The following is a 15,206-nucleotide window of genomic DNA, read 5'->3' as shown; positions in this document are numbered from 1 at the left end:
CGCCCGATTGCCCGGCAAGTTGGCTGGTCTTCACGTCGGCTGGTCTTCGCGTCGGCGGGGTGTCAGAACTCGCGCTCGCCGGTCAGGCCGAAGAAATCGTTCCATTTCACGCCTGCGGCGAACGAGGTGCCGTTGGACAGGCCGACGTAGACGTCGTTGGTGGCGGCCTGGGTGAACACCAGGATGTCGTCCTTGCCGTCGCCGTTGGCGTCGGCCAGGTACGGGAACTCTCCGGCGGTGCAGAAGAAGTCGTTCCACCTGGCCGTGGTGCCGGTGAAGCCGGTGCCGGTGGACAGGGCCACGAAGACGTCGGCGTTGGTGTCGCAGGTGAAGACCACGATGTCGTCCCGGCCGTCGCCGTTGACGTCGCCGACGCGCGGGGACTCGCCGGTCAGGCCGAAGAAGTCGTGCCACTTCTGGCCCGCGCCGAACGAGGTCCCGGTGGACAGGGCCACGAAGACGTCGTCGGTCGACCCCTGGGTGAACGTGATCAGGTCGTCCCTGCCGTCGCCGTTGACGTCGCCGAGGGCCGGGAACTCGCCCCACGGGGCGAAGAACTCGTGCCACTTGGCCGCGGTGCCCACGAACGAGGTGCCGTTGGACAGGGCCACGTACACGTCGCCCTCGCCGTCGTGGGTGAAGGTGACGATGTCGTCCCTGCCGTCGCCGTTCACGTCGCCGACCGCCGGGATCTCGTTGCCGCCCGCGAACCAGTCGTGCCATTTCGCCCCGGCGCCGAAGCCGGAGCCGGTGGACAGGGCCACGTAGACGTCGTTGAGCGGGGCGTGGGTGAAGGTCGCGATGTCGTCGCGGCCGTCGCCGTTAAAGTCGCCGGTCAGCGCGGTCTCGTTGAACGGGGCGAACCAGTCGTGCCACTTGCCGCCCCCGGCGAACGCGCCGCCGGTGGACGGGGCGACGTACACGTCACCGAGGTCGTTCTGGGTGAACGTGATGACGTCGGAGCGGTGGTCGCCGGTGAAGTCGGTCGACGAGCGGGCGAACATGCCGCCGCCGGTGAGCTTCGTCCGCATCAGCCACACGTTGTACGGATCCCACTGCGCCATCGTGAAATACAGGTACGGGCTGTCGGAGTCGGCCGACCAGGGATGGATGAACGCCCCGTACAGCCCCGGGTACTGGGCCGTGGTGGCCAGCACCTCCTCGGCGCTCCACGGGCCGGTCGGCGTCGGCGCCGTACGCAGCACCAGCGCCCCCCGGCTCTCGTTGAGGTACGTCATCACGAACCGGCCGAGGTAGCGGCTGTAGATCACCGACAGCTCGCCGACCGGCCCGGTGGCGACGGGGACGGTGGCCCACTGGTCGGTGACCCAGGCCGAACCGTTCCAGTACCGGTAGGCCGTCGGCTCCAGGACCGAGCCCTCGGGCACCCGGGCCAGCCAGGTGTTGCCGAAGCGGCCGTTCATGGTGCCGTACAGGTAGACGAAGCCGCCCTGGCGCAGCATGGCGCCCAGCTGGAACCGGTTGTCCCAGGCGGGGGTGTTCTGCCAGCGGGCGTCGGCGTCCTTGATCCAGGTCTGCCCGTTGTCGTCGGAGTACGCGATGCCGCTGTAGTTGGTGTACCAGCGGCCCGCGTCGCCCCAGTGGTTGACCGACATGTAGTGGATGAACTGTCGGCTGCCCACCGAGATCGCAGCGGTCGGGATGACTGTCATCTCGTTGTTGTCGATCTGCTTGCAGGGCAGGATCGTGCCGGCGTGCCCGGCCCGGTCCAGCACCGCGCTGTCGAAGGTCATGCCGTCGGCGAGGTTGCGGTCGGCGCTGCGGACCAGCGTGTTGCAGCGCCAGTCGATGGTGGCGCCGTTGCCGACGCCACCGCCGGGGCCGGTCCAGCCGTTGCCGAACGTGTCGCCGAAGACGGTGAGCACCTGGCCGTTGCCGTTGTCCCACATGATGCCCAGGTCGGTGGCCTTGAGCTGCCACCTGGTGTCGGTGGCGTTGATCGAGCCGGGGCCGGTGAGCTTGGCGACCTTCTCGGCCGGGCCGGTGACCGTCAGCGCGGCCGGGCTCGGGCCGGAAACCCCGGACGGGGCGGCCGAAGCCGCCCCGCCCAGCCCGGCCAGTACGAGCGCCGCGATGGTCGCGGCGATCGGGAGCCGGGTCGTTCTCACAGCGTGGTCTCCCCGTTCAGGCCGAAGAAGTCGTGCCACTTCGCGCCGCCGAGGAACCCGGTGCCGGTGGACAGGCCCACGAACACGTCGTTGGTCGACCCCTTCGTGAAGACGACGATGTCGTCCTTGCCGTCGCCGTTGTAGTCGCCCACGTACGGGAACTCCCCGGCGATGCAGAAGAAGTCGTTCCACTTCACCGTGGTGCCGACGAAGCTGCTGCCGTTGGACAGGGCCACGTACACGTCGGCGTCGGCGTTGCAGGTGAAGGTGGCGATGTCGGCCTTGCCGTCGCCGTTGAAGTCGCCGACGCGGGGCTTCTCCGCCCCGACGGCGAACAGGTCGTGCCACTTGACGCCCGCGCCGAACGACGAGCCGGTGGACAGCGCCACGTACACGTCGGCCGCGGTCGCCGGGCCCTGCGTGAACGTGATGATGTCGGCCTTGCCGTCGCCGTTGGCGTCGGCCACGGCGGGGAACTCCCCGGCGGGGGCGAAGAACTCGTGCCACTTGACGCCCGCGCCGAACGAGCTGCCGTTCGACAGGGCCACGAACACGTCGCCCTGGGCGTCGTGGGTGAACGTGATGATGTCGTCCTTGCCGTCGCCGTTCACGTCGCCGACCGCCGGGATCTCGGCCCCCGGCGAGAACCAGTCGTGCCACTTGGCGCCGCCCAGGAACCCGGTGCCGGTGGACAGGCCGACGTAGACGTCGCCGAGGGTGCCGCCGGTGAACGTGACGACGTCGTCCTTGCCGTCGCCGTTGAAGTCGCCGGTGAGCAGCTTCTCGCCGTTGAGGCCGAAGAAGTCGTTCCACTTCACCGAGGTGCCCGCGAAGGCGGCTCCGGTCGAGGTCGCCACGTAGACGTCGTTGAGGTTGCCCAGGTTGAACGTGACGATGTCGTCCTTGCCGTCACCGTTGAAGTCGGTCGGCGAGCCGCCCGGCGTCACGCCGCTGCCACCGGCGGTGACCAGCGACATGTAGTAGTTCCAGTTCCAGTTCGGGCCCGGGTCGGTGTGGTCGTTGCCCGGCATCTCGTTGTGGCCCTTGATATTGGTACGGGACTTCGGCAGCCCCCACTTCTCGCAGAGGTAGCGGGTCAGGTTCGCCGACGAGCGGTACATGGCGTCGGTGAACCACGACGGGTTGTCGATGAAGCCCTCGTGCTCGATGCCGACGGCGTACGAGTTGGCGGACCGCACGTGGTAGGCGGTGTCCTCCTCGCGCACCATCTGGGTGATGTCGCCGTCGCTGGAGCGCACCAGGTAATGTGCGCTGACCTGCGCCGACGGGTTCTGGAACCAGTTGATCGAGCTGCTGTACGACCCCTGCATCACGTGGATGACGACCGTGGTGATCGCCGCGGAGCGGCCGGCGGCGTAGTTGTTGCCGTTGGCGGCGATCCAGTGCGCCGCCGGGTACTGCGGGACGGCCGCGGCCAGCGCCGCCGCGCCCTGCGGGGCGCTCCTGGCGGCGCTCTGCGGGCGGGCGGTCGACTGCTCGCCCGCCATCGCGATCGCGGCGTAGCGGCCCTGCTCCGGGCGGACCTTGTTCGGCGCCGTGGTGACGGTGCCGCCGACGGTCTGCGCGCTCATGCCCTTCTGTACGAGCTGGTAGACGTAGTCGGCGTACAGCTTGGCGGTGGCGTCGTTCGTGGCGCCCGCGTAGGCGGCCACGGCCGGGAACCAGGCGCCGGTGCGGGCCCGGTCGGCGGCGGTCAGGCCCGCCCTGTCCGCGTACGAGCGCAGCACCGCGGCCGCGCCCTTGACGTTGGCCCTGGCGTCGCTCTTCAGCACGGCCTGGTCCAGCCCGGTGAGCTGCGAGGCCAGCTCCAGGCTGTGGTTGTACGGGTTGGTGGCCAGGTGCATGATGCCGAAGCCGTTGTCCTGGCTGGGCAGCCCGTCGTGGTCGATCAGGCGGGTCTCGCCGTAGCCGACGGCGACGAGCACGTCCCGGGGCACGCCGTAGGACGTGGCGGCCGCGGTGAACACGGCGCCGAGCCCGGTGGCCGGGGCCGGCTTGGCGACGGCGGGTGCCGCGGACAGCAGCAGCGCGCCGGCGAGGGCGGCACCGAGCAGCGACGCTGCGCGGGCCCGCCGGAAGGGCAGGGGTGTCACGGATTCCTCCAGTACGCGAGGGGTGGTCGCGGATCGGGTGGAGCGGTTCACAGCGTGGTCTCGCCGTTGAGGCCGAAGAAGTCGTGCCACTTGGCGCCGCCGAGGAACCCGGTGCCGGTGGACAGTCCGACGTAGACGTCGTTGGTGCCGCCCTTGGTGAAGACCACGGCGTCGTCCTTGCCGTCGCCGTTGACGTCGGCCAGGTACGGGAACTCGCCCGCGACGCAGAAGAAGTCGTTCCACTTGGCGGTGGTGCCCACGAAGGCGCTGCCGTTGGAGACGGCGGCGTAGACGTCGGCGTTGGCGTCGCAGGTGAAGGTGACGATGTCGGCCTTGCCGTCGCCGTTGACGTCGCCCACGCGCGGCAGCTCGCTGCCGACCGCGAACAGGTCGTGCCACTTCACGCCCGCGCCGAAGGACGAGCCGTTGGACAGCGCCACGTACACGTCGGCGGCGCTGGCCGGGCCCTGGGTGAAGGTGATCAGGTCGGCCTTGCCGTCGCCGTTGACGTCGGCCACGGCCGGGTACTCCCCGGCGGGGGCGAAGAACTCGTGCCACTTGGCCCCGGCGGTGAAGCTGCTGCCGGTGGACAGGCTCACGTACACGTCGCCGCGGGCGTCGTGGGTGAAGGTGACGATGTCGTCCTTGCCGTCGCCGTTGACGTCGCCGACGGCGGGGATCTCGGCGCCGGGGGCGAACCAGTCGTTCCACTTGGCGCCGCCGAGGAAGCCGGCGCCGTTGGAAAGGCCGACGTACACGTCTCCGGCGGTGCCGCTGCCGTGCGTGAACGTGACGACGTCGTCCTTGCCGTCGCCGTTGAAGTCACCGGTGAGCGGGGTCTCGCCGCCGACCGAGAAGAAGTCGTTCCACTTCACCGAGGTCCCGGTGAAACCGGTGCCCGTCGAGGTGGAGACGTACACGTCGGCCAGCGTGCCCTGGTTGAACGTGACGATGTCGTCCTTGCCGTCGCCGTTGAAGTCCGTGGGCGAGCCAGCGTGGATCTCGGCGGCCCGGCGGGCCGTGGCCAGCAGGCCGCCGGCGGTGCCCTGGACCTGGTCGTAGCGGTCGGGGAAGCCCGAGCGCTGCACGCACTGGGCGACCTGCCCGGTGGTGTGGCCCGGGTGGTCCCGGTCGCACACGATGGCGCGGACGAAGTACTGCGTGGCCGAGTAGACCGGGTCCATGATCTGCTCGGGGGTGCCCCAGCCGTAGTCGTAGCGCTGCTGGAACACGCCCAGCGAGGTCTTGTCGCCGCACGGCAGGTTGTTCATGTGCGACTCGACCCAGCCGGTCTCGAAGCCCGAGAGCATGACCTTGTCGTTGACGTTGTTGACCTTGCCGACGCGGTAGACGATCACCAGCACCGACGGGTCGGCGGTGGCCGGGATGGAGGTGCAGGCGGCCGACGCCGGGGAGGCGAGGCCGATCGCTGCGAGGATGGGGGCGATCAGTAGGGGGGTGAGGAGGATCGCGAGCTTTCGTCGCATGGCCGCTCCTGGTTGGGGGAAGCCCGCCACGGTGCGGGCAGGTTCGGCTGACCGTCCGCTCAGAACGGCCTGTGACCAGGTGATACGGGATGTGCCGTGCGCGCATACCGACGCGTTCGGTGCGGCGCGTGATGGATGGCGGTGAATTTCGTGCTCGCGAAATTATCAACCGCTCAGAAGCGCCGTCAAGTAAATCTTTTTCATTCAGGTGGTGATTGGATCACCCTATGTTTGGTTCCGGCAGCTCGGGGCCGGTACAGCCGTCCTCAAGAGATGGACGGCCGGGTGGAGCTGTTGCGAACCTTCAGTTCCGTACGCAGCGTGACCGTCGACGGTGGGCGCGACGGTTCGGCGATCCGCTCGGCCAGCAGCAGCGCGGCGGTGCGGCCCAGCTCGTAGGTCGGCTGCGCCACCGTGGTCAGCGACGGCCGCACCAGGTGCGCCCACGGGATGTCGTCGAAGCCCACCACGCCCATCTGCTCCGGCACGCTGATGCCGCGGTCGGCCAGGCACTCCAGCGCGCCGATCGTCATCAGGTTGTTCGCCGCGAAGATCGCGTCCGGCCGGGCGACCTCCTCCAGCAGCGCGGCCATCGCCTGGTAGCCGCCCTCCTGCCGGTAGTCGCCGTGGCGGACCAGGTCGTCCTCGGCCGGGCGCCGGTGCGCCCGCAGCGCGCGCTGGTAGCCGCGCAGGCGCTGCTGGGCGGTGGGCAGCTTGCGGGGGCCGCCGATGCAGGCGATGCGCTGGTATCCGGCGTCGATCAGGTGCTCTACGGCCAGCTCGGCGCCGTGCTCGTTGTCGACCAGAACCGTGTCGACGGCGGCGCCGCGCACCTCGCGGTCGATCGCGACCACCGGCGTCCCGGCCTCGATCAGCCGGTTGACGTTGGCCGCCTTGCCCGCCGACGAGATGATCACGCCGGCCATCTGCTCCTCCAGGGCCGCGTTGACGTAGCGGGCCTCCTTGGCCGGGTCCTCGTCGCTGTTGCAGAGCACCACCGAGTAGCCGGCCCCCTGGGCGACGTCCTCGATGCCGCGGACCATGGCGGTGAAGAACGGGTTGCCGATGTCGGAGATGATCACGGCCCAGATGCTGGTCTGGCGGCGGCGCAGGTTGCGGGCCAGGGCGTTGGGGCGGTAGTCCAGCTCGCGCATGGCCTGCTGCACCCGGGCGGCCAGTCCCGCGTCGACGCTGGCCCGGCCGTTGACGACCCGGGACACGGTCGCGGCCGAGACTCCGGCCTGCCTGGCCACGTCGTAGATGGTCGCCATCGTTCCTCGCTCTCGGCCGCGGACGCCCTGCACCGGTCGACATCATCCTCGGTGACGGTGTCGCTACGGCTGTCGGGCTGTGCGCAGCCTAGCAGGAGAAATCGATTCCCAGGTTTGCGAAGATTTCCACCGCGCTGAAGCGGTGTCTTGACGATGATATTTGGTCGATGTACGTTCCCGACAAGAAATCGATTGCTCATACCGCGTTTCCTGAACCGTCCTGAGCAGATCTTCGCCTCCGGACGCCGAACAACCGTCCCCGGGAGGGTGCGATGCGACTGAAACCCCAGCTCCTGCCGACCGTGCTCACGGTCGCCCTGGTGGCCGCGAGCGTCGCGGCCGCCTCCTTCTCCGCCACCCCGGCGCCGCTGCTGCGGCCCGTCGCCTACACCCCGCCGGCCAGCACGTTCTTCGCCACCACCAGCATCGCCAGCCATGCCACCACCCAGGCCAACGGCGACGGCGACCTGTGGGCGAACTGCTGGTCCGACGACGACAACGTCTACGCCGCCCACGGCGACGGCAAGGGCTTCGGCCCGAACTTCTCCGACATCGGCGTGAACCGGATCACCGGCATGCCCGGCTCCCTGGCCGGCACCACGCTGGCCATGGGCGACCAGGTCGGGCAGGTCTGGACCGCCAACCACACCCGCAAGCCCACCGGCATGGCCTGCGCCGACGGCTCGCTCTACCTGGCCGTGCAGGACCTGGCGCTGGACTTCGACGACGCGCCCGCGGCGACCGTCGCCCGCTCGACCGACCACGGCCGCACCTGGTCCTGGAACCGGTCGGCGCCGATGTTCGGCAACGGCGTGTTCACCACGATCATGTTCCTGGACTACGGCAAGAACTACGCCAACGCCGTCGACGGCTACGTGTACGCCTACGGCCTGGACGGCAACTGGCGCGACTCGTTCGCCGACCGGGTGCCCGACCCGGTCGACGTCTACCTGGCCCGGGTGCCCCGCGCGTCGGTGCAGACCCGGTCGGCCTGGCAGTTCGTCTCCGGCTTCGACGCCGGCGGCGCGCCGCAGTGGAACTCCGACATCAGCCGCCGCGTCGCGGTGCTGCACGACGACCGGCGCATCTACCCCGACGTGTACACGGCGGGCAAGGCGCGCAACCTCAGCGTGATCAGCCAGGGCGGCGTGGTCTACGACAAGCCGCTCAACCGCTACCTCTACACGTCGTGGACCGAGTACACGTTCGAGTTCTACGAGTCGCCCACGCCCTGGGGGCCGTGGAAACCGTTCGCGACCAAGGACTTCGGCGGCTATCCGTGGACCACGTCCAAGCACGGCGGCTACGCCACCACGATCCCGTCGAAGTACATCAGCGCCGACGGCCGGTCGGTGTGGCTCCAGTCCAACGTCTGCCCGTGCGGCGGCGGCGGGACGGCGGTCTACACGTACTCGCTGCGGCCGATGTCGCTGGTGCCGTACACGGCGACCGGCGCGGCCAACGCCTACGACCCGGCGCGCAACCTGGCCCGCGAGCCCGGCACGGTGCCGGTCGAGCGGGTCGCGCACTACGGCAACTACGGTTTCTACAACGACGGGAACCGCGGCGTCAGCGAGGACGACTGGAACGACGAGCGCAAGGGCGCGAGCTGGTGGGGCTACACGTGGCCGCGCCGGTACGCGATCAACAAGGTCGTCTTCACCAGCGGCGCGACGTTCGCCGACGGCGGCTGGTTCGGTGCCGACCTGCGGGTGCAGGTGCGCCGTGACCACGTGTGGAGCGACGTACGCGGGCTGAAGACCTCGCCGCTGTACCCGTACAACAACACCGCGGGCCCGTACAAGACGTACACCCTGGGCTTCGACCCGGTCGACGCCGACGGCGTACGGATCATCGGAGCGCCGGGCGGGACCCGGACGTTCACCTCGATCGCCGAGCTGGAGGTGTACTTCGGCACCTACGCCGGGATGCCGCTGGGCGGGTCGTCGACCGACCTGACCGGTGACGGCAGGGACGACGCCGTCGTGTTCACCCAGAACGCGCTGGCCGACCTGTACGTCGGCGCCTCCACCGGCAGCTCCTTCGCCGGCGGGGTGAAGTGGCACGACATGTTCTCGCTGCCGGGGGAGACGCCGCTGACCGGCGACTTCAACGGCGACGGCAAGGACGACGTCGTCACGTTCACCCGGGGCACCCTGGGCGACGTGTACGTGGCCCTGTCCAACGGGGGCGGCCTGGGTGCAAGCACCAAGTGGCACGACTGGTTCGCCCCGGCGGTCGAGACCCCGGCGGTCGGCGACTTCAACGGCGACGGCAAGGACGACATCATGACGTTCGTCCAGGACGGCAACGGTGACGTGTTCGTCGCGCTGTCCAACGGCTCCTCGTTCGGCGCCGGGGTCAAGTGGCACGAGTTCTTCGCCCCGCCCGGCGAGTTCCCGGCGGTGGCCGACTTCAACGGCGACGGCAAGGACGACATCGTCACCTTCACCCAGGGCACCAGCGGCGACGTGTACGTGGCGCTGTCGAACGGCACCTCGTTCGGGCCGGGCGTGCTGTGGCACGACACCTACGCCTGGGGTGGGCAGACCCCCCGCGTCGGCGACGTGAACGGCGACGGCAAGGCCGACGCGGTCGCGTTCGTGCAGGGCGGCGACGACGTGTACGTCGCGCTGTCGAACGGGTCGTCGTTCGGGGCGGCGCAGCTGTGGCACAGCGCGTTCGCGCCGCTGGGGCAGTTCCCGTACCTGAGCGACGTCAACGGCGACGGGAAGGCCGACGCCGTCTCGTTCTCCAGCGACGGCGACGCCGACGTGTGGGTGGCGCTGTCCACCGGCTCGGGCTTCGGCGCCGCGACCAAGTGGAACGACTTCTTCGGCCTGGCCGGGGAGACCGCGTTCTGAGCTGAACCGCCGTCGGTCCGGTCGCGACCGGACCGATGTGGCAAGGCAGCACCGTACGTACAGCACGCCGGCAGGGCGGATCCGCAGCAGCGGCCGCCCTGTCCGGCGTGCCGTGTTTCCGCAGATCACGGCGTGATTTCGATTTCTCGGAAGTCCGATCTGTCCCATTGACAGAGAGGTCCTCAGAGGCCTAACTTTCCGGAAATCGATTTCTCAGCTCCAGGGCAACTCAGCTCCAGGGCAACTCAGCTCCAGGGCAACTCAGCCGCACGACGACGGAAGGACCATCGTGACGACGCACTCCGCTGGTGAACATGGCCAGCACGCGCCGGAACCGGCGGAGATCCCGCCCCCGCGGCAGCACGACCCGGGCCTGGACGCCGCCCGCGAGACGCTCATCCGGGAGGCGGAGGCCATCTCCGCGCTGGTCGAGCGGCTCGGCGAGGAGTTCGGCGCGGTCGTGGACCTGATCCTGGCCTGCCAGGGTCGCGTGATCGTGTCCGGTCTCGGCAAGTCCGGCCTGATCGGACGCAAGATCGCCGCCACGCTGGCCAGCACCGGCACCCCCACCCACTTCGTGCACGCCGCCGAGGCGCTGCACGGCGACTCCGGCATGGTCGCCCCCGCCGACGTGCTCATCGCGCTGTCGGCCTCGGGCGAGACCGCCGAGGTCTGCGCCTTCGCCCGCATGGTCGCCGTACGGGGCTGCCAGGTGGTCGCGCTGACCGGCAGGCCCAAGTCCACCCTCGGCGCGATCGCCGGGTTCACCCTCGACGTCACCGTCGACCGCGAGGCCGACCCGCTCAACGTCGCCCCGACCGCGTCCACCACGGCCACCCTGGCCATGGGCGACGCGCTCGCCTCGGCGCTGATGGTGCGCCGGGGCTTCACCTCGGAGGAGTTCGCCGGATTCCACCCGGGCGGAACGCTCGGCCGGCTGCTGCTCGGCCCCACGGAGGAGAACCGATGACCGCGGCCGAAGACCGGGCGTACGACGTGTGCGTGCTCGGCAGCTTCATGAAGGACCTGATCGCCCAGGCTCCGCGCCGACCGGAGACCGGCGAGACCCTGCGCGGGCATGGTTTCTACGAGGCACTCGGCGGCAAGGGGCTGAACCAGGCCGTGGCCGCGGCCCGCGCCGGAGCGCGCGTCGCCATGGTCGGGCGCGTCGGCGCCGACCGCTACGGCGAGGAGTTCCTGCACCTGCTCGCCCAGGAGGGCATCGACGCCAGCCGGGTGCACCGCGACGAGAACCGGGGCACCGGCGTCGGCCTGCCCGTCGTCGAGCCGACCGGCGCGAACTCGATCATCATCGTGCCCCGTGCCAACGAGGCCGTCACCGCCGCCGATGTGGAGGCCGCCGCCGGGGTCATCCGCGGCAGCCGGATCCTGCTGGTCCAGCTGGAGCTGCCCGTCGAGGCGGTCGTGGCCGCGCTGCGGCTGGCCCGCTCGGCCGGGGTGTTCACCGTGCTCAACCCGGCGCCCTACGCCGACCTGCCCGGCGAGATCGCCGAGCTGGTCGACGTGATCGTGCCCAACGAGGTCGAGGCCGAGCAGCTCACCGGCCTGTCCTGCCGCGGCGACGCGGCACTGGGCGTCGCGCTGAAGCTGCGCCGCGACTTCGCCGGCACCGGCGCGGTGGTCACCCTGGGCGGTCGCGGAGTGGTCGTGGTCGACCGCGACAGCGACGAACCCGGTCCGGCCTGGCGTATCAACGCCCTCAACGCCTACGACGTCGACGTGGTCGACACGGTGGGTGCCGGCGACGCCTTCTGCGGCGCGCTGACCGCACGGCTGGCCGCGGGGGACAGCCTGCTCGCGGCAGCCGAGTTCGCCGCGGCGGCGGGCGCCCTGGCCGTCACCCGCCACGGCTCGGCCCCGGCGATGCCGGGGCTGTCCGAGATCACCGCCCTGCTCCACGGGCCGGGCGGCGCCTGGTCATCGCGGCAGCCCGCCGCGGTGGCGTCCGCATCCGATACCGCGGCGAGTGGTGCCTGACCACTCGTTCAGTTCCGGAGCGAACCAGCACAGCCAAGAACACTCGCGGCGAGGTACCGTCCCCTTCCCCCGCCGCGGGCTCACCCCTCATCCAGGAGGAACAGGAATATGGCATACGACAACCAGCCGAGCGCGCTCAGCCGGCGGTCCCTGCTGCGGGCGGGTCTGCTCGGTGCGACGATGCTGGGCTCCGGGGTGCCGCTGCTGTCGGCCTGCGGCAACGACGACAAGGGCAGCGGCGACGCCAAGGAGCTGGTGTTCTGGAACTTCTACGGCCCGAACCCGGACGGCAACGCCCAGAGCAAGTGGTTCGAGGACCTCGCCGCGAAGTGGAACGCCAACAACGACGTCAAGATCAAGCTGCACTACCTGCCGGTCTCGGAGTACCTCGGCGGCACCGCGCTCCAGACGGCGTTCTCCTCCGGCGCCGGGCCGGACATCTTCATCATCAGCCCCGGTGACTTCCTGCGCTACTACAACGGCGGCGTGCTGACCGACATCACCCCGCACCTGGGGTCGGGCGCGAAGGAGGACTTCGTCGACGGGGTGCTCAACACCCGTACCGTCGACGGCAAGGTCTTCGGCCTGCCGATGGAGATCGAGCCGCTGGCGATGTACTACAGCGTCGACGCCTTCGAGAAGGCTGGCCTGTCCGAGGGCGACATCCCGAAGACCTGGGACCAGCTGCTCGACGTGGGCCGGAAGCTGACCAACGACAAGCGGTTCGGCCTGCTGTTCGAGACCGCGCCCGGCTACTACCAGAACTTCACCTGGTACCCGTTCATGTGGCAGGGCGGGGCGGCCGCGGTCGGCCCCGACGGCAGGAGCGGCTTCAACACCGACGCCGTGCACAAGGCGCTGGGCCTGTGGGGCGACGCGGTGAAGAACGGCATCGCCCCGAAGAAGACCCAGGGCGACGGCGGCGGCAACGCCGTGGCCAACCTGGCCTCGGGCTTCTGCGCCATGCAGCAGACCGGCATCTGGTCGGTCTCGCAGCTGGAGACCGACGCCAAGGACTTCAAGTACGGAGTCTTCCCGCTGCCGACCCCGACCGGTGGCACCTACACCACCGACATGGGCGGCTGGGCGTTCTGCGCCAACGCCAAGGGTGGCAACCCGCAGGCTGCGGCGAAGTTCATCGCCTGGGCGCTGGGCTCCACCGACGCCGAGGGCGTCGAGCGGATGCGCCAGTGGAACACCGTCGTCAAGACCAACATGCCCTCGCGCAAGTCGGTCAAGGAGGCGGCGACCAAGGCCGGGGCGTTCGAGAAGCCGGCCCTGAAGACCTTCATGGAGCAGGTCGTGCCCGGTGGGCGCGCCGAGCCCCGGTACACCCCCGAGGTGTACAAGGCGATCTCCGACGCGATCCAGGCGGCCATGCTCGGCGGGGCGGTCCCCGCTCAGGCCGCGGCGGACGCCGCCGGGAAGATCGACGCCTTCCTGTCCGGGTACAAGGGTGCCGCACTCCTCTGACCTGGGCACGAACTCGCTACTGAAAGAAGCGGAGTCACGGTGACAGTCGTACAACGACCGCAACCGGGCCGCACGAGCCGGCCGGGGCGACCGCCCCGGCCGGCCTCGGCGCCTCGGGGGCGGATCAGCACGGGCCCGGCCGGTGTCCGCAGGCGCAAGGAGGCCCTGGCGGCGTACGCCTTCCTCGCGCCGGACCTGCTCGGCCTGCTCGTCTTCGTCGTCCTGCCGATGGTGCTCGCGCTGGGCGTCTCCCTGTTCGAGGTGGACGGCTTCGGCGGCTACACCTTCGTCGGCCTGGACAACTTCCGCCAGCTGGGCAGCGACGACCAGTTCTGGCAGAGCCTGAAGGTGACCGGCACCTACACGGTGGCGTTCGTGCCGCTGTGCTTCCTGGCCGGGCTCGGCCTGGCGCTGCTGGTGCGCGACCACTTCCCGGGCATCGGCGCGGTACGCACCGCACTGTTCGCCCCGCACGTCATCAGCCTCATCGTCGTCGGCGTGGTCTGGCAGTTCCTGCTGGTCGACAAGCAGGGCGCGGTGCCGGGCCTGCTGCGCCCGTTCGGCGGCGGCGACGTGTCGCTGCTCGGCGACCCGGAACCGGCCCGGTGGACCCTGGTCGGGGTCAGCGTCTGGTTCCTCATGGGCTACCAGATGCTGATCTTCCTGGGCGGGCTCAAGGACATCCCGTCGGAGTTCTCCGATGCGGCCATGATCGACGGGGCCGGGTCGTGGCAGCGGTTCCGCCACATCACCTGGCCGCTGCTCAAGCCGACCAGCTTCTTCGTGGCGGTCAACTCGACCATCGGCGCGGTGACCGGTCTCCAGGCCTACGACCTCGTGTTCGCCCTGACCAAGGGCGGCCCGGCCGGCCACACCACCACGGTCGTCTACTACATCTACCAGCAGGCGTTCACCTTCAACCACTACGGCTACGCCGCCGCGCTGACCACCGCCGTGGTCGCGTTCCTGGTGCTGGCCACGGGCTTGATGTTCGCCGCGACCCGGGGAGGCCGGTTCCATGTCGACTGAGGCGCTCGCGCGCACCGGCCCGCGCCGCCGCATCGGGCTGCGGGCGGTGGTGGCGTACCTGATCGCCGCACTGACCGTGGCGCCGCTGCTGTGGCTGGTCATCACGGTGTTCAAGCCGTCCGGCGAGGTGTTCGCCGGCGGCCTGCCGACGAGGTTCACGCTGGACAACATCTGGTACGTGCTGACCGAGGTGCCGTTCGGCCGCTACCTGTTCAACAGCGCGCTGGTGTCGCTGGTCGTCACCGGGGCCGCCCTGATGCTGCACTCGATGGCCGCTTACGCCCTGGCCCGGCTGCGCTTCCCCGGCCGGGGCATCATCTTCTACGGCATCGTGTCCACGCTGCTGGTGTCGCTGCCGGTGATCCTGGTGCCGCTGTTCCTGGTCGTACGCGAGCTCGGCCTGCTCGACACGTACGCCGGCCTGATCCTGCCCGCGATCTTCCACGCCTTCGGCATCTTCCTGCTCCGGCAGTACTACCTCAACCTGCCGCGCGAGCTGGAGGAGGCTGCCGACCTGGACGGCTGCGGCTACTTCCACCGCTGGTGGCGGATCGTGCTGCCGCTGAGCCGCCCGGCTCTGGCGTCGCTGAGCGTGCTGTTCTTCCTGGCCAACTGGAACGCGTTCCTGTGGCCGGTCACCGCCACCCGCGACCCGGACCTGCGCATGGTGCAGGTCGGCATCTCGACCCTGCAGGGCCAGTACGGCTCGGCGTGGAACTACCTGCTCGCCGCGACGGTCATCGCCGCGGTCCCCACCGTCGTGGCGTTCCTGGCGGGCCAGCGCTGGCTGGTCGAGGCCATCAAGACGTCCGGCCTGAAGTAGTAGAGACATGAGGAGAGA

General features: G+C 70.0%; 10 protein-coding genes. 6 read left to right on the top strand and 4 right to left on the bottom strand.

The window, feature by feature from the left end:
* Positions 1 to 62: 62 nt before the first annotated feature.
* The 4 genes from Cs7R123_RS26080 to Cs7R123_RS26065 form a co-directional block, all read right to left on the bottom strand.
* Positions 63 to 2,129, bottom strand: coding sequence for a DUF4185 domain-containing protein (locus tag Cs7R123_RS26080; protein ID WP_212830340.1), 2,067 nt, complete (start codon positions 2,127 to 2,129; stop codon positions 63 to 65).
* The gene (locus tag Cs7R123_RS26075) at positions 2,126 to 4,243 is read right to left on the bottom strand and encodes an N-acetylmuramoyl-L-alanine amidase (RefSeq protein WP_212830339.1); all 2,118 of its coding nucleotides are present in this window, start codon (positions 4,241 to 4,243) and stop codon (positions 2,126 to 2,128) included. The genes Cs7R123_RS26080 and Cs7R123_RS26075 overlap by 4 nt, the downstream gene beginning before the upstream one ends.
* Before the next feature lie 47 nt (positions 4,244 to 4,290).
* On the bottom strand, positions 4,291 to 5,730 hold the full coding sequence (locus Cs7R123_RS26070; RefSeq protein ID WP_212830338.1) for a VCBS repeat-containing protein: 1,440 nt from the start codon (positions 5,728 to 5,730) through the stop codon (positions 4,291 to 4,293).
* Between the two features lie 266 nt (positions 5,731 to 5,996).
* On the bottom strand, positions 5,997 to 7,001 hold the full coding sequence (locus Cs7R123_RS26065; RefSeq protein WP_212830337.1) for a LacI family DNA-binding transcriptional regulator: 1,005 nt from the start codon (positions 6,999 to 7,001) through the stop codon (positions 5,997 to 5,999).
* A gap of 272 nt (positions 7,002 to 7,273) precedes the next feature.
* On the opposite strand from Cs7R123_RS26065, the gene Cs7R123_RS26060 reads away from it, so the two are divergent.
* The 6 genes from Cs7R123_RS26060 to Cs7R123_RS26035 all read left to right on the top strand — a co-directional run bounded on the left by Cs7R123_RS26060 (position 7,274) and on the right by Cs7R123_RS26035 (position 15,188).
* Positions 7,274 to 9,865, top strand: coding sequence for an FG-GAP-like repeat-containing protein (locus Cs7R123_RS26060; RefSeq protein WP_244872152.1), 2,592 nt, complete (start codon positions 7,274 to 7,276; stop codon positions 9,863 to 9,865).
* 289 nt (positions 9,866 to 10,154) lie between these two features.
* Complete coding sequence (locus Cs7R123_RS26055; RefSeq protein ID WP_244872151.1) at positions 10,155 to 10,835, top strand: SIS domain-containing protein; 681 nt, start codon at positions 10,155 to 10,157, stop codon at positions 10,833 to 10,835.
* A complete protein-coding gene (locus Cs7R123_RS26050; RefSeq protein WP_212830336.1) occupies positions 10,832 to 11,863 on the top strand; it encodes a ribokinase in 1,032 nt (343 codons plus the stop codon). The genes Cs7R123_RS26055 and Cs7R123_RS26050 overlap by 4 nt, the downstream gene beginning before the upstream one ends.
* Positions 11,864 to 11,971: 108 nt before the next feature.
* On the top strand, positions 11,972 to 13,336 hold the full coding sequence (locus tag Cs7R123_RS26045; protein WP_212830335.1) for an ABC transporter substrate-binding protein: 1,365 nt from the start codon (positions 11,972 to 11,974) through the stop codon (positions 13,334 to 13,336).
* Positions 13,337 to 13,375: 39 nt separating this feature from the next.
* Positions 13,376 to 14,365, top strand: coding sequence for a carbohydrate ABC transporter permease (locus tag Cs7R123_RS26040; RefSeq protein WP_212830334.1), 990 nt, complete (start codon positions 13,376 to 13,378; stop codon positions 14,363 to 14,365).
* Positions 14,355 to 15,188 (top strand): carbohydrate ABC transporter permease, encoded by an 834-nt coding sequence (locus Cs7R123_RS26035; protein ID WP_212830333.1) that lies wholly within the window; start codon positions 14,355 to 14,357, stop codon positions 15,186 to 15,188. Before Cs7R123_RS26040 ends, Cs7R123_RS26035 begins: the two co-directional genes overlap by 11 nt.
* Positions 15,189 to 15,206: the final 18 nt, after the last annotated feature.

Origin of the sequence: Catellatospora sp. TT07R-123, assembly GCF_018327705.1 — a bacterium.
In the GTDB taxonomy this organism is placed as follows: Bacteria; Actinomycetota; Actinomycetes; order Mycobacteriales; family Micromonosporaceae; genus Catellatospora.
The sequence above is the reverse complement of the archived record's forward strand: the minus strand, read 5'-3'. Positions and strand labels throughout refer to the sequence as shown.